The following is a 19,375-nucleotide window of genomic DNA, read 5'->3' as shown; positions in this document are numbered from 1 at the left end:
TCACGGATACGATCCGCGCACCACTGCCGTCACTCCCGCGCTGCGGGACAGAGGGGGAAGAGTGCGCAACAAGGGGATATCCGCGCTGGTCTGTGCCGGACTGATGGCGGGCGCCGCGGTGCTCGGGGGCGCCACACCCGCCGCCGCGAGCGCCACGGCCGGCGCCGGCGGAACGCCGTCCGACCTCCGCGAGCGCCTGGAGCGAATACCGGGCATGACGGTGGTCTCCGTGGCGGACAAGGAGGGCCACCCCCTCTACACGCTCACGTACAAGCAGCCCGTCGACCACCGCAAGCCCCACGGCGCCACCTTCACGCAGCGCGCCACGCTCTGGCACAAGGCCACGGACAAGCCGACCGTCCTCTACACCAGCGGCTACACCCTCCCCGGCGGCACCGCCTCCCTCACCCGGCTGATCGACGCCAACCAGCTCGCCGTCGAGCACCGCTACTTCGCCGAGTCGCGGCCCAAGGGCCCCGCGGGCGACGACTGGTCCAAGATGACCGTCCAGCAGGAGGCCGCCGACGAGCACCGCCTCACCCGCGCCCTGCGCGGGATCGAGAAGGGCAAGTGGCTGGGCACCGGCGCCAGCAAGGGCGGCATGACCGCGACGTACCACGAGCGCTTCTACCCCGACGACCTCGACGCCGTCGTCGCGTTCGTCGCGCCCAACGACGCCAACAACCGCGACGACAGCGGCTACGAACGCTTCTTCAGGACGGTGGGCACCAAGGAGTGCCGGGACGCGCTGAACGCCGTGCAGCGCGAGATGCTCGTACGCCGCGACACGCTGCTCCCCAAGTTCGAGGCGGACGCGAAGGCCAACGGCGACACGTTCGAGGAGACCCTCGGCACCACCGACCGCGCCTACGAGTTCGCGGTCCTCGACCAGGTGTGGAACTTCTGGCAGTCCGGCACCGCCGCCGACTGCCCGACCGTGCCCGACGCGAAGAAGGTCACCGACGGCGAGCTCTACGACTGGTCGAAGAAGCACGGCTTCAGCGTCTACCAGGACGAGTCCCTCGGCACCAACGGCTCGGGCCCCTACTACCGCCAGGCCGCCACCCAACTCGGCTGGGCCGACCTGAAGTTCAAGCACCTCAAGGACGTCCGCAACCACCCCGACATCTACCAGCCCAACTCGGTGCTGCCCGCCGCCATGCGCGGCACGTACGACAACAGCACCATCGCCGACGTCGACCGCTGGGTGAAGAACCGCGGGCAGCGCATGATGTTCATCTACGGCGAGAACGACCCCTGGAGCGCCGAGCAGTTCACCCCCAGCCGCCACGACTCCCACCGCTACGTGGTCCCCGGCGCCAACCACGGCGCATCGATCGCCAAGCTCCCGGCGGACGAACAGGCGAAGGCCGTGGCGACCATCAAGCGCTGGGCCGACGTGAAGTAACCCGCGGCCGGGCGGGCCGCAGCAGGGGCGCGGCTATCAGGAGGCGCGTCCCTGCGAGGGCCGGCAGCAGCACGTGGTGGTCGATGCTCTCCACGAGGGCCGCGCCCGCCGCGATGCCGAGTGCTGTCGGTGTGAACATCAGGGTGTTGGCGGTCGCCGCCACCCTGCCGACGAGTGCGGTGGGCGTCTCGCGCTGTACCCCCGTCAGTGCCGCGATCAGCGCGCAGGGCAAGCCGATGCCGTTCGCGAGGCTGCCGGCGAGGACCGCGGTGTCGTTCGGGAGCGCGGTCAGTGCGGCCGCGGCGCCGGTCAGGGCGATGCCCGCGCCGCCGAACCGCCGCGCCCCGAACCGCCGCATCAGCGCCCCCGACACCACGCCCACCACAACGGAACCGACGCCCTGCACGGCGTACAGCACCCCGGTGTACGCGGGGGAGCGGCCGAGTCCCTCGACGACCGCGTAGACCAGCGCGCCGCTGATGCCCGACGTCAGCATCGTCGCTCCGGCCGCCGTCACGAGGGGCCGCAGCCGCTCGTGGCGCCACAGGTAGCGCGCGCCCTCCGCGGTGCGCGCCCGCAGCGGCGTGGGGTCGGGGGCCGGCGCGCCCTCCCGGACCCGCAGCAGCGCGAACATCCCGGCGGCCAGTACGAAGGTCACCGCGTCCAGGAGGGCCACCCCGGCGCCCCCGTACGCGGCGTACAGGCCCGCTCCGGCGAGGGGGGCCACCAGTTTCATACCCTCGTTCGCGGACATCCGCAGGCCGTTGAAGTCGCCGAGGAGGTTCTTGTCGAGTGCCGTCGCGGCCAGGGCCGCCTCCGCCGCGTCGGTGACGACGCCGCACGCCCCGTACACCACGAGGACGGCGAAGAGGATCCACAGCCGGCCCGCGCTGTCGACCGTGAACAGCGACAGGAGCAGCGCGCCGAGCGCGAGGTTGGCGGCCACGAGGAGGGGTCTGCGGCGTGTGCGGTCGGCGAGGGTGCCGAGGAGCGGGCCGGTGAGGGTGGGGGCCCACAGGGCGAGCTGGCAGAGCGCGGCGAGCCCGTCGGACCCGGTGAGCTCCTTCACCCAGATCCCCGATGCCAGCCACAGCGCGGAGCTCCCGAAGCCCGAGACCACCACGGCGCCGAGGTAGAGGCCCGCGTCGCGGTCCCGCAGGACGCGCACGATCGTCGATGTCATGCCTGGTGATGCTGGTTCCTGAGGTCCCCGCGCCGGTATCGGGCGCATTCCCTAGCGGATCGCGATGAGTTCGGGGCGCCCGCGGAGTCCACAAGGGGAGACGTACCGAAACCGCCCCCTCAGGAGGCCCCCCATGACCGACATCCTCGACCTCGGCCCGCAGGCCCACCTCGTGGCCCGCATCGCCGGCCGGGTCACGGACGACCAGCTCGCGGCGCCCACGCCCTGCCCCGCTTACACGGTGCGCCACCTGCTGGGCCACGTCCTCGGCCTCTCCCTGGCCTTCGCCCAGGCCGCGCGCAAGGAGTTCGGGCCCGGCCTCGACCAGGATCCGGGGAGCGTCGTGCCGGACATCGGGCCCGACTGGCGCGGTGAGCTGCCGAAGGCGCTCGACGCCCTCGCCGACGCCTGGCGCGACCCGTCCGCCTGGCAGGGCATGACCCGTGCGGGCGGCGTCGACCTGCCGGGCGAGGTCGCCGGCCTCGTCGCCCTCGACGAACTCGTCGTGCACGGCTGGGACCTGGCGCGCGCGACCGGTCAGGAGTACGCCCCCGACGAGGCGAGCCTGGCGGCCGCGGAGGCGCTGCTCACGCCGACAGGGGAGGAGGACGGGGATGGGGGTGAGGGAGGGCTGTTCGGTGTGCCGGTTCCGGTGCCGGACGGCGCGCCTCTGCTGGACCGGGTGATCGGGCTGAGCGGGCGCGACCCCCAGTGGCGAGGGCAGGGGCAGGGTTGAACCTGGTCCAGGTATGGATCAGGTAAAGGGTGGGCCCATGGTCTCCCCAGGGGCGGGTCGATGCGCGTAGACAGTCCTTGACCTGCCCGAACCCTGATGCGGAGAACGCAACACATGCGCAAGTCCCTACGCGTGGCCGGCCTGGCCACCGCCTGTACCGTCGCCGGTGCCGCCCTCTACACCGCCGGTGCCGCGGGCGCCGACCAGGCCCCGCCGCGGGCCACCAAGGAGCCCCACAACATAGGCCTGCTCGTCGGCGAGATCGACGAGTACTACGGCGCGACCAAGGGCGCGGACGGCGTCTGGAAGTCCTCGCCCGACAGCCTGTACGCCAAGGACCTGGCCCGCATCCAGGCCAAGGCGAAGAAGGACATCAGGAAGGCGGCGCGGCACCCGCACGGCGCGCACGGCAGTCATGGCGGGCACGGCAAGAAGCCGGCCATCGTCCTCGACGTCGACGACACCGCCCTGCTCAGCTTCGACTACGAGAAGTCCACCAACTACACGTACAACAACGACAGCTGGGACGCGTACGTCAAGGCGGCCAAGCGCCCCGCCGTCTTCGGCATGCCCGAGCTCGTGGCGTACGCGAAGCGCCACGGAGTCGAGGTCTTCTTCCTCACCGGCCTCGCCGAGTCGCAGCGCGACGGCGCCGTCACCAACCTCGCCAAGGCGGGCTACAAGACGCAGCTCGACCGCGCGCACGTGTTCACCAAGAACAAGCCGAACCCGCCCGCCTACCTGAGCCACTGCGCCACGCCCGACGCCTGGAAGTGCGACACCGTCCAGTTCAAGGAGGGCACGCGCAAGCACATCGAGTCCACCGGCTACGACATCATCGGCAGCTTCGGCGACCAGGCCTCGGACCTCGCGGGCGGTTACGCGGACCGGACGTACAAGCTCCCGAACCCGACGTACTTCGTGGGCTAGTCGCCGCACCGGCCGACGGCGGTTGAGTGCGGTCGAGGGTCGCGGCGCGAGATAGGTTGTAATCCTGACTAGGTCGGCATACGGTCTAGGTAGCTCAGACGCACAGGGTAGGGGGACCCCCATGACCATCTCGCCGGACTTCTCGGCCGCCTCGACGGCCGTCACCGCCGTGCTCGCCGCATATCTGCTCCTCGGCGAGCCGTGGGCGGGGCGGCGCATGTACGAGTCGCTGGCCTGGCGCAGGGACACCGACCCGCGCGCCCTCGTCCGCTACTACGGCCTCGTGCTCGCCCTGTGGTGGTCCTTCGCCGCCCTCGCCGTCGCCGCCCTGCTGCTCTCGCCCGGCACGGACGCCGCCGACTTCGGCCTCGCGATGCCGGACCGGCCCGTCTACGCCGTCGTCGCCGTCCTCCTCGCGGGCGCGGTCGCCGTGGCCTCCGCACGGAACTTCCACGACCTCGCCAAGCAGGGCAAGAACGTGCCGGGGCTCGCCTCCATCGAGGCGATGCTGCCGCGCACGGCCGAGGAGCGCGGGCTCGCGATCGCCGTCGCCGTGTCCGACGGCGTCTGCGCCGAACTGGTCTACCGCGGTCTGCTCATCGCCTTCGGCGTCGGAGCGCTCGGCCTCGACCCCTATGTGGCGGCGGCCCTCTCGGTGCTCGTCTACGCTGTCGCGGGGTTCTACCAGGGCCGGCAGGGCGTCCTCGCCTTCGCGCTCTTCGGCGCGATGTTCGCCGGCCTCTACCTCGCCACGGGCAGCCTCCTGGTCCCCGTCGCCGTGCACGTCGTCCTCTCCGTACGCGATCTGACGCTGCCCGCGCCGGAGAAGCCGCGTACCGCGCCCGAGGCCGCTGTCTGAAGTCGCTGTCCGAAAGGGAGATGTGCCGTGACGACCGACCGCCGCGCCAGCTGGTTCAAGGGTGTCCTCGACCTCCTGGTGCTCGCCGCCCTCACCGACGGCGAGAGCTACGGCTACGAGATCGCCAAGATGCTCGGCGCCGCCGGCTTCGGCCAGATCAAGGGCGGCACGCTCTATCCGGTGCTGAACCGCCTGGAGGAGGCGGGCCTCGTCGCCGCGGAGTTCCGCGCCGCCGAGAAGGGGCCGGGGCGCCGCTACTACCGGCTCACCGACGCCGGGCGCGACACCCTCGGCGAACAGGGCGGCCTGTGGCTCGCCTTCGACGGATCCGTACGAGAAGTCCTCGCGAGGGCCGGAGTGGAAGCACGATGAACGCACCGAACGCAGGGAACGCAGGGAACGCACGGCAGGCACAGCACGCGACGGACGCGCAGCACGCACGGTACGAGCGGGACGGCTACCTCGTCGACCTCGCCGGGCGGCTGCGGGCGCAGGGCCTGCCCGCCGACCGCGTCGAGGCGACCGTCACGGACCTCGCCGCCCACCTGGCGGAGTCCGGGGCAAAGGACGCGGAGGCCGAGTTCGGGCCTGTCGAGGAGTTCGCCGCGCAGCTGGTGCCCGCCACGGGGGAGCGGGCACCGCAGGCGCCGGACGAGCGGGTGGAGACCTGGCGCTGGACCGCCGACACGTACGTCGACGAGGAGCTCCTGAACCGCTTCGGCGACGAGGGCTGGGAGGTCGAGCGGGTCGACGCACTCGGCCGCTTCGTCAGCCACCGCGACGTGGCGCAGCCGCAGCGCTGGGAGTACCGGCGCGAGCTGGTCACGCGCGGCCGTGAGGGCCTGGACGAGCGGCTCGCCCCGGACGGCTGGGAGCTGTGCGGCGAGTGGATCGTCTACGCCTGGTACAAGCGCCCCAAGGCCGCGAGCATCGGCCCCGCGGCCCGTCTCACGGCCACCCCGCCGGCCCCGGCCCGCTCCCGCTTCTTCAGCCGCAGGTTCTACGCCCTGCTTGCCGTCCTCACCGCGGCCGTCGCGGCCGCGGGCGCGGCGGTGGCGGCCGACGAGAACGACGCGGCGTCCGGCGCGGGCTTCGCGGCGGGCCTCCTGGCGGGCGCGGCGGTGGTCGTGGCACTGGCGTGGGGGATGTCGAGGTGGCGGGGGCGCCGGGGGTAGGAGGTAGGGCACACCGGTCCAGCCGAGGACGGCCGCTCCGGGGCCGTACCCCCGGCGCCCGCCGTCGTCACGCCCCCAGCGCAGCCCGCATCATCGCCTTGGCGATGGGCGCCGCCAGGCCGTTGCCGCTGACCTCGTCGCGTGCCGCGCTCGACGACTCGATCATCACCGCGACCGCCACCTCCTTGCCGTCGCCGCCCTTGGCGTACGACGTGAACCAGGCGTACGGCGTCTTGCTGTTGTTCTCGCCGTGCTGGGCCGTGCCCGTCTTGCCGCCCACGGTCGCGCCGCTGATCCTCGCGTTCGTGCCGGTGCCCTTCTCGACGACGGTCTCCATCGCGGACTGAAGGCCCTCGGCGGTGGACTCGCCCATGACGCGCCGGGAGTCGCCGTCGTCGTACTTCTCCAGGATGTTGCCGTCGGAGTCGCTGATCTGCGAGACCATGTGCGGCTTCACGAGCACGCCGCCGTTGGCGATGGCGGCCGACACCATCGAGATCTGCAGCGGGGTCGCCGTCACGTCGAACTGGCCGATGCCGCTGAGCGCCGTCTGCGCCTTGTCCATGCCGGACGGGTAGACGCTCTTCGCCGCGCGTACCGGCACGTCCAGCTTGTCGGCGTCGAAGCCCATCTTCTCCGCCATCGCCTTCACCTTGTCCTGGCCCAGGTCGACGGCCATCTTCGCGAAGACGTTGTTGCAGGAGTACTGGAGCGCCGTGCGGATGTCGGCGTTCTCGCAGGGGGCCGACGGGTTCTCGTTCTTGAGGACGGTGCGCGTCCCGGGCAGCGTGTACGGGTTCGGGCTGCGCGTCGCCGCGTCCACCGAGTCGTAGAGGCCGTCCTCCAGGGCTGCCGCCGCCACGACCAGCTTGAACGTCGAGCCGGGCGGCAGCGGCTGCCGCATCGCGCGGTTGACCATCGGCTTCTCCTTGTCGGTGGTCAGCTCCCGCCACGCCTTCGAGTCCGTGGAACCGCTGATCCTCGACGGGTCGTACGACGGGGTCGAGACCATCCCGAGGATCTTGCCGGTCTTGGGGTCGATCGCGACCGCCGCGCCCTTCGTGTCGCCCAGCGCCTTGTAGCCGGCCTTCTGCACCGCCGGGTCGATCGTCGTGACGACGTCGCCGGGGTCGGCCCGCTTGTTGGTGAGCGTGTCGAGGGGGTTCTTCAGACGGTTGTCGGTGCCGTCGAGCAGGTCCTGGTAGATGCCTTCGAGCTGAGTGGCGCCGTAGACCTGGGAGGTGTACCCCGTGACGGGTGCGTAGAGATCGCCGTTCTTGTAGGTCCGCTTGTACGCGAGGTCTCCCCCTGTCGTCCGCTCGGAGCCGGTGATGGCCTCACCGCCCACGATGATGTCGCCCAGCGGGGCCGCGTACCGCTCTATCGCGTTGCGCCGGTTGTGCTTGTCGTCCGCGAGCGCCTTCGAGTCGTGGAACTGCACCCATGTCGCCCGGACCAGCAGGGCGAGCACGAGCAGCAGTGCGAAGACCGAGGCGTGCCTGATCGTCTTGTTCATCCCGTGGGAGGACGAGCGGAGGGAAGGGTTTCGTTCCCTTGTGGCGTGCTTGCGCCCGATTTCTCATCGAGCCTTCATGAAAGCCGGGCCTTCATCAAAACCGAGCTTTCATGACAGCCGGGCCTTCATGAAGCCCGCCTCGTACGCGGCGATCACCGCCTGCGTGCGGTCCCGCGCCCCCGTCTTGGCGAGGACCGACGCCACATGTGTCTTCACCGTCGCCGCGCCCACCCCTATCCGCCCGGCGATCTCCGCGTTGGTCAGGCCCTCCGCCATCAGCCGCAGCACGTCGCTCTCCCGGCCGGTGAGCCGCGCCACCCAGGCGGGCGGCGCGGGCTCGGCGCGGCCGTACTCGGCGGCCAGGGCGCGGACGGCCGCGGGGAAGAGCAGCGACTCGCTGCGCGCCACGAGCCGGACCGCCTGGACGAGCTCGTCGGCGTCCGCCCGCTTGAGGAGGAACCCGGCGGCTCCGGCACGCAGCGCCTCGTACACGTACGCGTCGTTCTCGAAGGTCGTCACGACGACGACGCGCGGCGGCCCGGACATCGTCCGCAGGATCTGCTCGGTCGCGCGTATCCCGTCGGTCTCCGGCATGCGGACGTCCATCAGGACCAGGTCGGGCTCCAGCTCCCGTACGACGGAGACCGCCTCGGCGCCCGTCGCCGCCTCGCCCACCACCTCGATGCCGGGTTCGGCGGAGAGGATCGCGCGCAGGGCGGTGCGCACCATGCGCTCGTCGTCCGCGAGAACGACCCGGATGTCGTTGGCCGTCATGGCTGTCCCTTCGGGGGAGGTCGTACGTCAGGTCGGGCGAGGTCTGGTCGGGGCGGGTCAGTTCAGGGGCAGGCGTACGGCGAGCCGCCACACCCCGTCGGCCGGGCCCGCCTCGGCCGTGCCGCCGAGCAGCCGGGCCCGGTCCGCGACGCCGCGCAGGCCGTGGCCGCCGCCGGGCCGGGAGGCGGGGGAGCGGGGTGGCAGCGGGTTCTCGGCGGTGACGGTCAGGGCGGGTCCTTCCCGGGCGATGCGCAGCGTCACGGAGGGGGCGTCGCCGCCGTGCCGCAGCGCGTTGCTCAGGGCCTCCTGCACGATGCGGTAGGCCTCGCGGGAGACCAGCGGCGGGAGGGAGTCGGGGTCGGCGTCGACGGTGGCCGTCACCCGGAGCCCGGCCGCCCCGGTGCGGCGCAGCAGCCCGTCCATGTCGGCGGTGAGTGTGGGCGCGGGCGCCGTCGGGACCGCGCTGCCGGCCTCTCGCAGGACGCCGAGCACGGCGTCGAGTTCGCCGACCGTGCGGCGCGTGGTGTCCTCGATGGCGGCCAGCGCCTCCCGCACGAACTCCGGGTCGTGGTCCAGGACGCGGCGGGCCGCGCTCGCCTGGAGCGTGACGGCGCTCAGGGCGTGACCGACGGAGTCGTGCAGCTCGCGCGCGAGCCGGTTGCGCACGGCGAGGTCGGCGGCGCGCCGCTCGGCGGCGGCGAGCCGGTCGGCGGGCGTCGGGCCGAGCAGGCCGGGCGCCCGGCGTGCGAGCAGCCCGCCGGCCGTGGCGGCGCACGCCGCGAGCGCCACGAGCGAGGCGCAGCCGATGACCGGGGAGAGGACCAACAGCCAGGGCTCGCCGAAGACTTCGGGCATGCCGATGCGGCTGTCCGCGAGGACGGCGCAGAAGGGCAGCGCGATCAGGACGCCCGCGAAGGGCGGCAGCGCGAGCGACATGCCGCTGATGACGCCGCCGAGGCCGAGGTGCAGCGTGAACCACGCGGCGGCGCGGGTGCGCGCGACCCGGGTGCGCGCGGGCCCCTCGGCGAGGGAGTCGGCCGGCACGCCGCACAGTGCCCGCACGGCGGCCACCGACATCGGCCGCGTCAGCGGGAACAGCGCGGTGACCGCGGCGAGCGGCAGCCCGACGGCGAACGAGCTGAGCTGGGCGCCGAGCGAGCCCAGGATCGCTTCGTCGTCGAAGAGCGGCCCGACGACGACGGAGCCGACGAGGACGTACGGCATGGCGAGGGCGCCGCCGAGGATCAGATGGATCCACCGGCGACGCGCCCGGCGCCCGAACAGGGCGGTGGCGAGCGCCTTCACGCGGTGGCGCCCGCCCGCGGCGCGGGGCGGCGGGACATGGGTGCGGCGACGATCCCCCCGATGATCATGCCGACAGCGTAGGTCTTGCGGGCGGGATACGGAACGCGGGCGGCCACGGTCCGCGCAGCGTGAGCGGTTCCGGCCCGGACGTGGGCGGTTCCGATCCGGGCGCGGGCGGTCCCGGCCACGCTCCGCGGCGCGTGCCGGGAACGGTCGGGGGCGGACGTGACGAGGGCGGTCGGCGGGGCCGAGGGCAGTCGGTGCGGCATGTTTCCAAGATCCCGCCGGGGCCGTCGCCGCACCTCCTGCGCCGGGCCGATCCGCCTCCGCCGCGCGGCGGAGACGGCGCCGGGACGGTCAGTCCTCGCGCAGGACGAGGACGACCTCGTCGATCTCCGCGCCGCGCGCCGGGGCGTACCCCCGCTCCGTGGCGGAGACGCGGAACCCGCACTTCTCCAGGACCCGGATCGAGCCCGCGTTGTCCGCGGCCGCGCGGGCGTAGAGCGGCCGGTCCGGTTCCAGTTCGAGCAGGCCGCGCAGGGCCGCGGTGGCCAGGCCCCGGCCCCAGTGGGCGCGGTCGATCCAGTAGGTGACCTCCCGCTCGCCGGGCGCCCCGTACACCCCCGCGCTCCCCACCACGTCGCCGTCCGCGAGGACCGTGCGGATGCGGACGTCGGCCGACGCCCGCATCTTCGACCAGTGCGCGTCGAAGGCGTCCCGGTCGGCCGGGTCCTCGGGCGTGAACGCGGCCATGTGGCCGGCCACGGGGTCGTTCATCTGCCGGTAGAAGACGGGCAGATCGCTGTCGTGGACTTCGCGCAGGCTGACATCCATGCGTCAGAGCCTACGAGTCGCCAGTGTCAGCCGGTCCCGGGCGTCGAAGAGCGCGTCCTTGACCAGCTGTTCGTGCGCGGGCGTGAGCCGCGCCACCGGCACCGAGCAGCTGATCGCGTCGCGCGCGGGGGTGCGGTAGGGGATGGCGACGCCGAAGCAGCGCAGGCCGAGCGTGTTCTCCTCGCGGTCCACCGCGAAGCCCTGCTCCCGCACCGTGCGCAGCTCCTCGATGAGCTTCTCGCGGTCGGTGGTGGTGTGCTCGGTGAGCGCGGGCAGCGTCTCCGGGAGCAGCGCGCGGACCTGGTCGTCGGTGTGCGTGGCGAGCAGCGCCTTGCCGAGCGACGTGGAGTGCGCGGGGAGGCGGCGGCCCACGCGCGTGAAGGGCCGCAGATAGTGCTGGGACTGACGGGTGGCCAGATAGACGACGTTCGTGCCGTCGAGGCGGGCGAGGTGGATGGTCTCCGTGGTGTCGTCGGAGAGCCGGTCCAGGGTCGGGCGGGCGGCGGCCACGACCTCGTCGCCGTCGATGTACGAGGTGCCGACGAGCAGGGCGCGCACGCCGATGCCGTACCGCGTGCCGGTGGCGTCCGTCTCCACCCAGCCGAGCTCGACCAGCGTGCGGAGGAGCATGTACAGGCTCGACTTGGGATAGCCGACGGCCTCCTGGACCGCGGCCAGGGAGTGCATTCCGGGGCTGCCCGCGAAGTACTCGAGCAATTCCACCGTCCGCACCGCGGACTTGACCTGCGCACCGCCTCCGGTCTCGCCAGCCGACATCGCCCTTGACCCCTTTGAACGCCGAGAAATAGTCTCAAGTCCCCGCCGTTCATCAACGGAGACGGTGTTCAGCATATCGAACAGCCCTGGTGAGTGGCATACGTCTGGAAAGGGAATCCGCGGTGGCAGCAGCACCAGTCTGGAGTGTCGACCCCCGAACCGGGAAGCAGCGTGAACAGGTTGCGGTGGAGGCCACAGCCGGGGAGGTCGACCGCGCGGTCCGCGCCGCCCGCGACGCGGCGCCCGCGCTCGCCGACCGCGAGCTCCGCGCCGCCTTCCTGCGCACCGCGGCCGGCCTCCTCGAAGAGGCGAAGGACCACCTCGTGGAGGCCGCGGACGCGGAGACCGCGCTCGGACCCGTCCGGCTCACCGGCGAACTCGCCCGCACCTGCTACCAGTTGCGCTCCTTCGCGGACATCGTCGACGAGGGCGCCTTCCTCGGCGTCGTCATCGACCACCCCGACGCCTCGGCGACCCCGCCCATACCGGACCTGCGCCGCTACAAGATCCCCCTCGGCGTCGTCGCCGTCTACTCCGCCTCCAACTTCCCCTTCGCCTTCTCCGTGCCCGGCGGCGACACCGCGAGCGCGCTCGCCGCGGGCTGCCCGGTGGTCGTCAAGGCCCACCCGGACCACCCGGGCACCTCCGAACTGGTCGCCTCCGTGCTGCGCAGGGCCGCCGCCGAGCACGGCATCCCCGAAGGCGTCCTCGGCCTCGTGCACGGCTTCGAGGCGGGCGTCGAACTGGTCAAGCACCCGCTGGTGGCCGGCGCCGGATTCACCGGTTCCATCCGTGGCGGGCGCGCCCTCTTCGACGCGGCCGCCGCCCGGCCCGTCCCGATCCCCTTCCACGGCGAGCTCGGCTCCCTCAACCCCGTCGTCGTCACCGAGGCCGCCGCCGCCGAGCGCGGCGAGCAGATCGGCGCCGGACTCGCCGGATCGATGACGCTCGGCGTCGGCCAGTTCTGCGTCAAGCCCGGCCTGGTCCTCGCCCCCGAGGGCGCGGGCGGCGACCGGCTCGTGAAGTCCCTGACCGAGGCGGTGAGCGACACCGAGGCCGGGGTGCTCCTGGACCACCGGATGCGGGACAACTTCGTCGCCGGGGTGCGCGAGCGCGCCGGACTCCCCGACGTGCAGGCCCCCGTGACCCCCGGCGCGGGCGGCGAGCACACCGTCAGCGCGGGCTTCCTGACCGTCCCGGCCGCCCGCCTCGCCGACGAGGGGGCCCACGACCTGCTCCTGGAGGAGTGCTTCGGCCCGGTCACCGTCGTCGCGCGGTACACCGACGCGGCGGAGATCACCGCGGTCCTCTCCCGCCTGCCCGGCAACCTCACCGCCACCGTGCAGCTCTCCTCGGACGAGGCGGCGGGGGAGAGCGGCCGGGGCGCCGAGCTGCTCGCCGAGCTCACCCCGCTCGCGGGGCGCGTCCTCGTCGACGGCTGGCCCACCGGCGTCGCCGTCGCCCCCGCCCAGCACCACGGCGGCCCCTACCCCGCGACCACCTCGACCTCCACGTCCGTGGGCGGCACCGCCGTCGAGCGCTGGCTGCGCCCGGTCGCGTACCAGAACACGCCCGAGGCGCTGCTCCCGCCGGAGCTGCGCGACGACAACCCGCTGGGGCTGCCGCGGCGTTACGACGGGCGCCTGGAACACTGACCGCATGGACCTCACCATCGGGCAACTCCCGTTCTCGCTGCGCACATACGGCCCCGACGGGCACTGGTCGTACGAGGACGGGGTGCTCACCGGCTGGGCCGGCGCCCGCCAGGACCGCTTCGTGCCCCCGACGGGCGAGGCGCTGGAGCCCGCCTCCGACGCGCCGCGCCTCCTCGGCGCCCCCGAGGGCGACTTCCAGCTGATCGCCCGCGTCACGGTCGGCTTCGCCGCCGCCTTCGACGCGGGCGTGCTCTATGTCCACGTGGGGGAGCGGGAGTGGGCCAAGCTGTGCCTGGAGCGCTCCCCGGACGAGCCCACCATCTGCACGGTCGTCACCCGCGGCCGCTCCGACGACGCCAACGCCTTCGTGGTGGACGGCAGCAGCGCCTGGCTGCGCGTGAGCCGTACGGGGTCGGCGTTCGCGTTCCACGCCTCGACGGACGGCGAGCGGTGGACGTTCGTGCGGATCTTCTCGCTCGGCGACGAGGAGACGGCGGGCGCCGCACTCGTCGGCTTCATGGCGCAGTCGCCCGTCGGGGAGGGGTGCGTGGTGACGTACGACCACATCGAGTTCCGCCCCAACTGGCCGCAGGGGCTGCGGGACGGCTCCTAAAGCCGTCTGAAGCCGTCCAGGGCTTTCCGCGGCCCTCTAGAGCGTGACGCGCGTGCCTGTCGCCGCCGACCGCTCGACGGCGTCGAACAGCCGGTGGCGCCGGGCCGCGTGCGCGAAGTCGGGGGCGTGGGCGGTGCCTTCGGTGAGGTCGGCGAGGATCTGGGCGTACTGCGCGCCCACGTTGTACGCGGGCAGTCCGCGCAGCTCCTCGATGGCCGGTACGTCGAAGTAGCGTGCGGGCACGGCCAGTTCGCCGGTCGTCGGGTCCGTGCCGCGTCCGCCGCGCACGGTAAGCGCGGCCTGCTGGAGATGGCCGGAGTCGCCGGTGAACACCAGGTCGCCCTCCGTGCCGTTGATCTCCCAGTGGAAGTTCGTGCCCCGGGAGAGGCCGCCCCGGAAGTGCACGGAGGCGACGGCGCCCGAGCCGAGCCGTCCGCTCACCGCGATCTGGTCGTCGACGGTCATGGCGGCCGGGCGGCCCGTGCCCTCCTCGCGCACGACGGGACGCCGGGTCGCGAGGGTCGCCGAGACCTCGGTGAACTCGCCGAGCACCATCGAGACGGCGTCGACGGTGTGCCCGAAGGGGATGGTCAGCATGGTCCCGCCGTTCCGCCGGTCCAGGAGGTACTCGCCGGACGGCTCGAAGACGGGGCCCCAGCGCCGCCCCGACGCGACGAGAGCGGTCGACAGGACCTCACCGACGTACCCCTCGGCGACGAGATCGCGGACGAACCGCACGGCGGGCGCCGAGCGGGCCTGGAGCCCCGCGAACGTCCGCACACCCGCCCGCTCCGCGGCCGCCGCCAGCTCATCGGCCTCGGCGATACCGTTGCCGAGCGGCCACTCCGAGAGCACCGCCTTGCCCGCGCCGAGCGCGCCGAGGATCACCTCGCGGTGCAGCGGCACCCGCACGCTCACCACGACGAGGTCGACCTCGTCGCTGCGGACGAGCTCCGCGGCCGAGCCGAACGCCAGCGGCACCCCGTACTTCTCACCCGCGGCCCGCGCCGAGGCGGCACTGGAGGCGGCCAGGGCGCGCAGCTCGAATCCGTCGATACGGGCCAGCGCGGGGACGTGGGAGTGGGGCGCCCAGCCGCCGCGGGCGGAGAGACCGACGAGACCGACGCGGACAGGGGTGGTGGTGGAGTTCATGAGCGGGACGGTAGGCGGGAGGCCCCGATCACCCGCAAGGGCCCCAACTATATTCTGGAAACCATGACTGGTCACAGCCGTGAGGACAGCCGGAGCCGGCACGACATCTACGGCCTGCTCTGCCCCGGCCGCGCGGTCTTCGAACTGCTCGTCCACAAATGGACGGGCCTCGCCATCACCGCCCTGGCGGACGGCCCGCGCCGCTTCGGGGAGCTGCGCCGCAAGCTGGAGGGCGTCAGCCCCAAGGTGCTCACCCAGACCCTGCGCCGCCTGGAGGAGAACGGCCTCGTGACGCGCACGGTCCACGCCGAGGTCCCGCCCCGCGTCGAGTACGAACTGACCGACCTGGGCCGCGGCGCCCTGGAACCCCTCGCCCACCTGCGCACCTGGGTCAGGGCGAACACGGGCAGGTTCGCGGCCGCGGAGTCCCGGGCGGGGGAATGAGCCGTTTACGCTTGGCGGCGTTCATACGTACTGGAAAGGGCGTGACACATGGCTAGGGCCACTGCGCGACACATCTTGGTCGCCACCGAGGCGGAAGCGCTTCAGCTGAAGGAGCAGATCGCGGGCGGCGCGGACTTCGCCGCGCTGGCCAAGGAGCACTCCACGTGCCCCTCCGGGCGCGACGGCGGGAACCTCGGCTCGTTCGGCCCGGGCCAGATGGTGCCCGAGTTCGACCAGGTCGTCTTCTCGGCGCCGGTCGGCGAGGTCCAGGGCCCGGTGAAGACCCAGTTCGGGTCGCACCTCGTCGAGGTCACCAGCCGCCAGGACTGACGCGGTGTGCCGGGCCGTGCCGTCGAGGCGCGGCCCGGTTCCGGGCACTTCCCCCGCCCCGGGAATGAGACGCTTCGGCCGTACGTTGACGGACTGAGCGGAGGCCCCCTCCGCACCGAACCGCTTCCGTACCGTACGACCTGGAAAGAGCCACACATGCGCGTCGAGATCTGGAGCGACATCGCCTGCCCCTGGTGCTATGTGGGCAAGGCCCGCTTCGAGAAGGCCCTCGCCGCCTTCCCGCACCGTGACGGCGTCGAGGTCGTGCACCGCTCCTTCGAGCTGGACCCCGGGCGCGCCAAGGGCGACACCGGGCTCGTGCTGCCGATGCTCATGCGGAAGTACGGCATGAGCGAGGAGCAGGCCCGCGAGGGCGAGAAGCGGCTCGGGGAGAACGCGGCCGCCGAGGGCCTCGACTACCGCACCGAGGGCCGCGACCACGGCAACACCTTCGACATGCACCGCCTCCTGCACCTCGCCAAGGAGCAGGGCCGGCAGGACGAGCTGATCGGGCTGCTCTACCGCGCGAACTTCGCCGAGGAGCGGTCCGTCTTCACGGACGACGAGCGCGTCGTCGAGCTCGCCGTCGAGGCGGGCCTGGCCGAGGACGAGGTGCGGGCCGTCCTCGCCGACCCCGAGCGGTACGCCGACGACGTCCGCGCCGACGAGCGCGAGGCCGCCGAACTGGGCGCGAACGGCGTGCCGTTCTTCGTCCTCGACCGCAAGTACGGCATCTCCGGCGCCCAGCCCGCCGAGGTCTTCACCCAGGCCCTGGAGCAGGCGTGGGGCGAGCGCGCGCCGCTCACCACCCTCGCGCAGGCCGACGGCGGCGACGCGTGCGGGCCCGACGGATGCGCGGTTCCGCGGGCCTGAGACGCCGCATAGGTTGATCCCCATGGAATCCACGGGGATCAACAACGGCACCGAATTCGCTCCCACCTCGACGTACCTGAACACCGCGAGCTGCGGCCTGCTGCCCCGCCGCGCCGTCGAGGCGGTGTGCCGGCTCGCCGCCGAGAACGGCGCGGGACGGCCGGGCGGCGCCGGTGACTCCGAGGTGGTGGACGAGGCGCGCGCCTCCTTCGCCCGGCTCGTCGGGGTGGCCGAGGCCCGCGTGGCCACCGGGAGTTCCGTCGCGGTGCACGCGGGGCTGATCGCCGCCTCGCTGCCGCCCGGCGCCGAAGTCCTCGCGCCCGAGGGCGAGTTCGCCTCCATCGTGAACCCCTTCGTGCTGCGCGGCGACCTCAAGGTGCGGTACGCGCCGCTCGACGATCTCGCCGCGGCCGTCACCCCGACGACGGCACTCGTCTCCTTCTCCGCCGTCCAGTCGGCCGACGGCCGCACCGCCGACCTGCCCGCGGTCCGCGCGGCGGCGGCCGCCCACGGCGCGCGCACCCTCCTCGACGCGACGCAGGCCGCGGGCTGGCTGCCGCTCGACGCGGACGCGTACGACTACACCGTGACCGGCGCCTTCAAGTGGCTGCTGTGCCCGCGCGGCGTGTCGTTCCTGACGGTGCGGGAAGAGGCGCAGGAGTCCCTGCCGCCGCTGCACGGCGGCTGGATCGCGGCGGCCGACACCGCGAACTCCATCTACGGGCCGCTCGACCGACTCGCCCCGGACGCCCGCCGGTTCGACGAACCGACCGCCTTCCTCGCCTACCACGGGGCCGCCGCCGCGCTCACGCTCGTCGAGGAGACCGGGGTCGACGCGATCCACGCCCACGACACGGCGCTCGCCGCCCGCTACCGCGCCGGACTCGCCGCACTGGGCCACACCCCCGTGCCCGGCGACTCGCCCATCGTCTCGGTGCCCGGACTCGCCGACCGCGCCCCCGCGCTGACCCGCGCCGGCATCCTCACCTCCGCACGGGCGGGACACCTGCGCACCGCGTTCCACCTGTACAACACCGAGGCGGATGTGGACCGGATCCTTGACGTGCTGTCCTGCTGAAGCCTGGCGCGGCGGGCCGAGGGGCGCCAGGCTTGGCAGTACCGCGTGGCCGCGCGGCCGCGCGAGGTGGTGGTGCCGGTGGAGCCGTCCTTCGAGAGGCCGGGCACGTCCGACCTGCCGTCCGGCCCCGGCCGCCCGCCCGCCGACGCCGAACTGCACCGGCGGCTGGTCTACGGCGACGAGGCGGCCCTCGCCGAGGTCTACGCCGCGTACGGCGTGCTCGTGCACCGCGTGGCGACCCGCGTCACCCGCGACCGGACCGCCGCGGAGGACGTGGCGCAGGAGGTCTTCGCCCACCTGTGGACCAGGCCCTACGCGTTCGACGCCCGCCGCGGCAGTCTGCGCGGCTGGCTCTCGATGCTCGCCCACCGGCGCGCCGTGGACTGGGTGCGCGGCGAGGAGCGGCACCGCAAGGCCGCCCACGCCGACGAGACGGCGCTGCGGTCGGTCGCCGCGCAAGGTCCCGCCCCCGACGAGGCGGTCCTGGAACAGGAGCGCTCCCTGCTCCTGCACTCCGCGCTCGCCCGGCTCCCGCTGCCCCAGCAGCAGGTGGTGCACCTCGCCTACTTCGCGGGCCGCACCTATCGCCAGGCCGCCGTCGAACTCGGCATACCGGAAGGCACCGCGAAGACCCGCCTGCGAACGGCCCTGCGCACCCTGGCCGAGACCCTCGCGGACCCACCCCTGCGAGGTGAACACCCTTGACCGGCGACCACGAAGCGGTACGCGAACTCCTCGGCGCCTGGGCCGTGGACGCCCTCATGCCGGGCGACGAGGCACTCCTCGCCCGGCACCTGGGGGAGTGCGCGCCCTGCGCCGCCGAGGCCGCGCGGCTGCGGGCCACCGTGCGGCATCTGGACGGGCCCGCGCTGCCCGGTCCGGCGCCGGACGAGACCCCCGGGCGGCACGGGCTCTCCCTCGCCCTGCGCAGCCGCGCCCCCGCCCTGCGCACCGCCCCGCACGCCGCGCCCTACGCCGCCACCGTCGCCGGGCTCCAGGCACTCCTCGCGGAGCTGGACGAGCAGGCCGCCTGGGGGACACCCGTCGTGCACGACTGGGACGTCCACGACACCGTCGCCCACCTCATCGCCGCCGACGAGCCGCTCGCCCGGCACCTGGGCCTGCCCGCGCGCGAGCCCGCGCCGCGCGCGCCGGACGGCAGGCCGTGGCGTGCCGCGTGGGAGGCGCGCACCCGTGAGGTGATCCGCCGCGAACGGACCCGTACGCCCGCGCAGACCGTCTCCGCGTGGCGGGTCCAGGCCGCCGGGCTGCTCTCCTCCCGCGCCGCCCACGACCCCGAACTCGCCGCCCGCGCCACGGTCCTCGCCGGGATACGCCTCCCCGTCGCCGACCACTTCCTCTCCCGCGCCTTCGAGACGTGGGTGCACGCCGACGACATCGGCGTCGCCCTCGACCGCGCGGTGCCCCCGCCGCCCTCCCCACACCTCTGGCAACTGGTACGCCTCGCCGTCCGCATCCTCGGCCCGGCCCTCGGCCCGCAGTCCCCGCCCGTCGCCCTCACCGTCGTCGGTGACGGCGGCGAGACGGAATGGGTCCTCGGCAGCACGGACGACCCGGTCCGCGCCGAACTGGTCCTCCACCCCGTCGACTTCTGCCTCCTCATAGGCGGCCGCCGCACCCCGCCCCAACTCCCCCAAGGCACCTCAGGCGACCCCTCAGCCATCCACCACCTCTTGACGAGGGCGTCCACACTGGCGTGGCTATAACGACGG

The 19,375-nt window shown here is 73.4% G+C and carries 22 protein-coding genes; 14 read left to right on the top strand and 8 right to left on the bottom strand.

The features are described 5' to 3' along the window. The first annotated feature begins 61 nt into the window (after window positions 1–61). A complete protein-coding gene (locus ACZ4Z4_RS17925) occupies window positions 62–1,408 on the top strand; it encodes a S28 family serine protease (RefSeq protein WP_468327890.1) in 1,347 nt (448 codons plus the stop codon). On the opposite strand, the gene ACZ4Z4_RS17920 is transcribed toward ACZ4Z4_RS17925, so the two are convergent. Further along, window positions 1,383–2,591 (bottom strand): MFS transporter, encoded by a 1,209-nt coding sequence (locus ACZ4Z4_RS17920; protein ID WP_468327888.1) that lies wholly within the window; start codon window positions 2,589–2,591, stop codon window positions 1,383–1,385. The genes ACZ4Z4_RS17925 and ACZ4Z4_RS17920 overlap by 26 nt on opposite strands. Before the next feature lie 133 nt (window positions 2,592–2,724). Here ACZ4Z4_RS17920 and ACZ4Z4_RS17915 point away from each other — a divergent pair, with 133 nt between their 5' ends. The 5 genes from ACZ4Z4_RS17915 to ACZ4Z4_RS17895 all read left to right on the top strand — a co-directional run bounded on the left by ACZ4Z4_RS17915 (window position 2,725) and on the right by ACZ4Z4_RS17895 (window position 6,291). Continuing rightward, entirely contained in the window at window positions 2,725–3,327 is a 603-nt protein-coding gene (locus ACZ4Z4_RS17915; protein ID WP_468327886.1) for a TIGR03086 family metal-binding protein, read from the top strand. 114 nt (window positions 3,328–3,441) lie between these two features. After that, a complete protein-coding gene (locus ACZ4Z4_RS17910) occupies window positions 3,442–4,257 on the top strand; it encodes an HAD family acid phosphatase (protein ID WP_468327884.1) in 816 nt (271 codons plus the stop codon). 121 nt (window positions 4,258–4,378) lie between these two features. Then, window positions 4,379–5,116, top strand: a complete 738-nt coding sequence (locus tag ACZ4Z4_RS17905; RefSeq protein ID WP_468327882.1) for a CPBP family intramembrane glutamic endopeptidase — start codon at window positions 4,379–4,381, stop codon at window positions 5,114–5,116. 27 nt (window positions 5,117–5,143) lie between these two features. Beyond that, window positions 5,144–5,488, top strand: coding sequence for a PadR family transcriptional regulator (locus ACZ4Z4_RS17900; protein WP_468327880.1), 345 nt, complete (start codon window positions 5,144–5,146; stop codon window positions 5,486–5,488). Further along, on the top strand, window positions 5,485–6,291 hold the full coding sequence (locus tag ACZ4Z4_RS17895) for a hypothetical protein (protein ID WP_468327878.1): 807 nt from the start codon (window positions 5,485–5,487) through the stop codon (window positions 6,289–6,291). The genes ACZ4Z4_RS17900 and ACZ4Z4_RS17895 overlap by 4 nt, the downstream gene beginning before the upstream one ends. A 67-nt stretch (window positions 6,292–6,358) precedes the next feature. On the opposite strand, the gene ACZ4Z4_RS17890 is transcribed toward ACZ4Z4_RS17895, so the two are convergent. The 6 genes from ACZ4Z4_RS17890 to ACZ4Z4_RS17865 form a co-directional block, all read right to left on the bottom strand. After that, the gene (locus ACZ4Z4_RS17890; RefSeq protein ID WP_468327876.1) at window positions 6,359–7,807 is read right to left on the bottom strand and encodes a peptidoglycan D,D-transpeptidase FtsI family protein; all 1,449 of its coding nucleotides are present in this window, start codon (window positions 7,805–7,807) and stop codon (window positions 6,359–6,361) included. 108 nt (window positions 7,808–7,915) lie between these two features. Continuing rightward, window positions 7,916–8,581: a response regulator transcription factor gene (locus ACZ4Z4_RS17885; RefSeq protein ID WP_468327874.1), complete on the bottom strand. Its 666-nt coding sequence runs from the start codon at window positions 8,579–8,581 to the stop codon at window positions 7,916–7,918. A gap of 57 nt (window positions 8,582–8,638) precedes the next feature. Beyond that, window positions 8,639–9,886 (bottom strand): sensor histidine kinase, encoded by a 1,248-nt coding sequence (locus ACZ4Z4_RS17880; RefSeq protein WP_468327872.1) that lies wholly within the window; start codon window positions 9,884–9,886, stop codon window positions 8,639–8,641. Next, complete coding sequence (locus ACZ4Z4_RS17875; protein WP_468327870.1) at window positions 9,883–10,155, bottom strand: hypothetical protein; 273 nt, start codon at window positions 10,153–10,155, stop codon at window positions 9,883–9,885. Before ACZ4Z4_RS17875 ends, ACZ4Z4_RS17880 begins: the two co-directional genes overlap by 4 nt. A gap of 88 nt (window positions 10,156–10,243) precedes the next feature. Further along, window positions 10,244–10,720: a GNAT family N-acetyltransferase gene (locus ACZ4Z4_RS17870; protein WP_468327868.1), complete on the bottom strand. Its 477-nt coding sequence runs from the start codon at window positions 10,718–10,720 to the stop codon at window positions 10,244–10,246. A gap of 3 nt (window positions 10,721–10,723) precedes the next feature. Continuing rightward, on the bottom strand, window positions 10,724–11,497 hold the full coding sequence (locus ACZ4Z4_RS17865) for an IclR family transcriptional regulator (RefSeq protein ID WP_468327866.1): 774 nt from the start codon (window positions 11,495–11,497) through the stop codon (window positions 10,724–10,726). A 122-nt stretch (window positions 11,498–11,619) separates the two neighbouring features. On the opposite strand from ACZ4Z4_RS17865, the gene ACZ4Z4_RS17860 reads away from it, so the two are divergent. Both ACZ4Z4_RS17860 and ACZ4Z4_RS17855 read left to right on the top strand, forming a co-directional pair. Further along, the gene (locus tag ACZ4Z4_RS17860) at window positions 11,620–13,152 is read left to right on the top strand and encodes an aldehyde dehydrogenase (NADP(+)) (RefSeq protein WP_468327864.1); all 1,533 of its coding nucleotides are present in this window, start codon (window positions 11,620–11,622) and stop codon (window positions 13,150–13,152) included. Window positions 13,153–13,156: 4 nt separating this feature from the next. Further along, window positions 13,157–13,765, top strand: coding sequence for a DUF1349 domain-containing protein (locus tag ACZ4Z4_RS17855; RefSeq protein ID WP_468327862.1), 609 nt, complete (start codon window positions 13,157–13,159; stop codon window positions 13,763–13,765). Window positions 13,766–13,801: 36 nt separating this feature from the next. Here ACZ4Z4_RS17855 and ACZ4Z4_RS17850 read toward each other — a convergent pair whose 3' ends face one another. Further along, on the bottom strand, window positions 13,802–14,917 hold the full coding sequence (locus tag ACZ4Z4_RS17850; RefSeq protein ID WP_468327860.1) for a Gfo/Idh/MocA family protein: 1,116 nt from the start codon (window positions 14,915–14,917) through the stop codon (window positions 13,802–13,804). A 63-nt stretch (window positions 14,918–14,980) separates the two neighbouring features. Between ACZ4Z4_RS17850 and ACZ4Z4_RS17845 the strand changes: the two genes are divergently transcribed. The 6 genes from ACZ4Z4_RS17845 (at window position 14,981) to ACZ4Z4_RS17820 (ending at window position 19,369) form a co-directional block, all read left to right on the top strand. Next, window positions 14,981–15,361 (top strand): winged helix-turn-helix transcriptional regulator, encoded by a 381-nt coding sequence (locus ACZ4Z4_RS17845; protein ID WP_468327858.1) that lies wholly within the window; start codon window positions 14,981–14,983, stop codon window positions 15,359–15,361. Between the two features lie 48 nt (window positions 15,362–15,409). After that, the gene (locus ACZ4Z4_RS17840) at window positions 15,410–15,691 is read left to right on the top strand and encodes a peptidylprolyl isomerase (protein ID WP_468327856.1); all 282 of its coding nucleotides are present in this window, start codon (window positions 15,410–15,412) and stop codon (window positions 15,689–15,691) included. 156 nt (window positions 15,692–15,847) lie between these two features. After that, window positions 15,848–16,564 (top strand): DsbA family oxidoreductase, encoded by a 717-nt coding sequence (locus tag ACZ4Z4_RS17835; protein WP_468327854.1) that lies wholly within the window; start codon window positions 15,848–15,850, stop codon window positions 16,562–16,564. A gap of 22 nt (window positions 16,565–16,586) precedes the next feature. Further along, window positions 16,587–17,642, top strand: coding sequence for an aminotransferase class V-fold PLP-dependent enzyme (locus ACZ4Z4_RS17830; RefSeq protein WP_468327852.1), 1,056 nt, complete (start codon window positions 16,587–16,589; stop codon window positions 17,640–17,642). Between the two features lie 66 nt (window positions 17,643–17,708). Then, entirely contained in the window at window positions 17,709–18,347 is a 639-nt protein-coding gene (locus tag ACZ4Z4_RS17825; RefSeq protein WP_468328451.1) for an RNA polymerase sigma factor, read from the top strand. After that, window positions 18,344–19,369, top strand: coding sequence for a maleylpyruvate isomerase family mycothiol-dependent enzyme (locus tag ACZ4Z4_RS17820; RefSeq protein WP_468327850.1), 1,026 nt, complete (start codon window positions 18,344–18,346; stop codon window positions 19,367–19,369). The genes ACZ4Z4_RS17825 and ACZ4Z4_RS17820 overlap by 4 nt, the downstream gene beginning before the upstream one ends. Window positions 19,370–19,375 lie beyond the last annotated feature (6 nt).

This window comes from Streptomyces sp. NPDC030245 (assembly GCF_055572995.1).
The sequence above is the reverse complement of the archived record's forward strand: the minus strand, read 5'-3'. Positions and strand labels throughout refer to the sequence as shown.

What these genes read in the sequence shown, in the direction of transcription:
- ACZ4Z4_RS17875 (WP_468327870.1), bottom strand. Translation starts at nt 10,155, where the DNA reads ATGCCGCACCGACTGCCCTCGGCCCCGCCGACCGCCCTCGTCACGTCC.
- ACZ4Z4_RS17865 (WP_468327866.1), bottom strand. Translation starts at nt 11,497, where the DNA reads ATGTCGGCTGGCGAGACCGGAGGCGGTGCGCAGGTCAAGTCCGCGGTG.
- ACZ4Z4_RS17835 (WP_468327854.1), top strand. Translation starts at nt 15,848, where the DNA reads ATGCGCGTCGAGATCTGGAGCGACATCGCCTGCCCCTGGTGCTATGTG.
- ACZ4Z4_RS17850 (WP_468327860.1), bottom strand. Translation starts at nt 14,917, where the DNA reads ATGAACTCCACCACCACCCCTGTCCGCGTCGGTCTCGTCGGTCTCTCC.
- ACZ4Z4_RS17890 (WP_468327876.1), bottom strand. Translation starts at nt 7,807, where the DNA reads ATGAACAAGACGATCAGGCACGCCTCGGTCTTCGCACTGCTGCTCGTG.
- ACZ4Z4_RS17855 (WP_468327862.1), top strand. Translation starts at nt 13,157, where the DNA reads ATGGACCTCACCATCGGGCAACTCCCGTTCTCGCTGCGCACATACGGC.
- ACZ4Z4_RS17895 (WP_468327878.1), top strand. Translation starts at nt 5,485, where the DNA reads ATGAACGCACCGAACGCAGGGAACGCAGGGAACGCACGGCAGGCACAG.
- ACZ4Z4_RS17910 (WP_468327884.1), top strand. Translation starts at nt 3,442, where the DNA reads ATGCGCAAGTCCCTACGCGTGGCCGGCCTGGCCACCGCCTGTACCGTC.
- ACZ4Z4_RS17920 (WP_468327888.1), bottom strand. Translation starts at nt 2,591, where the DNA reads ATGACATCGACGATCGTGCGCGTCCTGCGGGACCGCGACGCGGGCCTC.
- ACZ4Z4_RS17905 (WP_468327882.1), top strand. Translation starts at nt 4,379, where the DNA reads ATGACCATCTCGCCGGACTTCTCGGCCGCCTCGACGGCCGTCACCGCC.
- ACZ4Z4_RS17870 (WP_468327868.1), bottom strand. Translation starts at nt 10,720, where the DNA reads ATGGATGTCAGCCTGCGCGAAGTCCACGACAGCGATCTGCCCGTCTTC.
- ACZ4Z4_RS17885 (WP_468327874.1), bottom strand. Translation starts at nt 8,581, where the DNA reads ATGACGGCCAACGACATCCGGGTCGTTCTCGCGGACGACGAGCGCATG.
- ACZ4Z4_RS17830 (WP_468327852.1), top strand. Translation starts at nt 16,587, where the DNA reads ATGGAATCCACGGGGATCAACAACGGCACCGAATTCGCTCCCACCTCG.
- ACZ4Z4_RS17915 (WP_468327886.1), top strand. Translation starts at nt 2,725, where the DNA reads ATGACCGACATCCTCGACCTCGGCCCGCAGGCCCACCTCGTGGCCCGC.
- ACZ4Z4_RS17845 (WP_468327858.1), top strand. Translation starts at nt 14,981, where the DNA reads ATGACTGGTCACAGCCGTGAGGACAGCCGGAGCCGGCACGACATCTAC.
- ACZ4Z4_RS17840 (WP_468327856.1), top strand. Translation starts at nt 15,410, where the DNA reads ATGGCTAGGGCCACTGCGCGACACATCTTGGTCGCCACCGAGGCGGAA.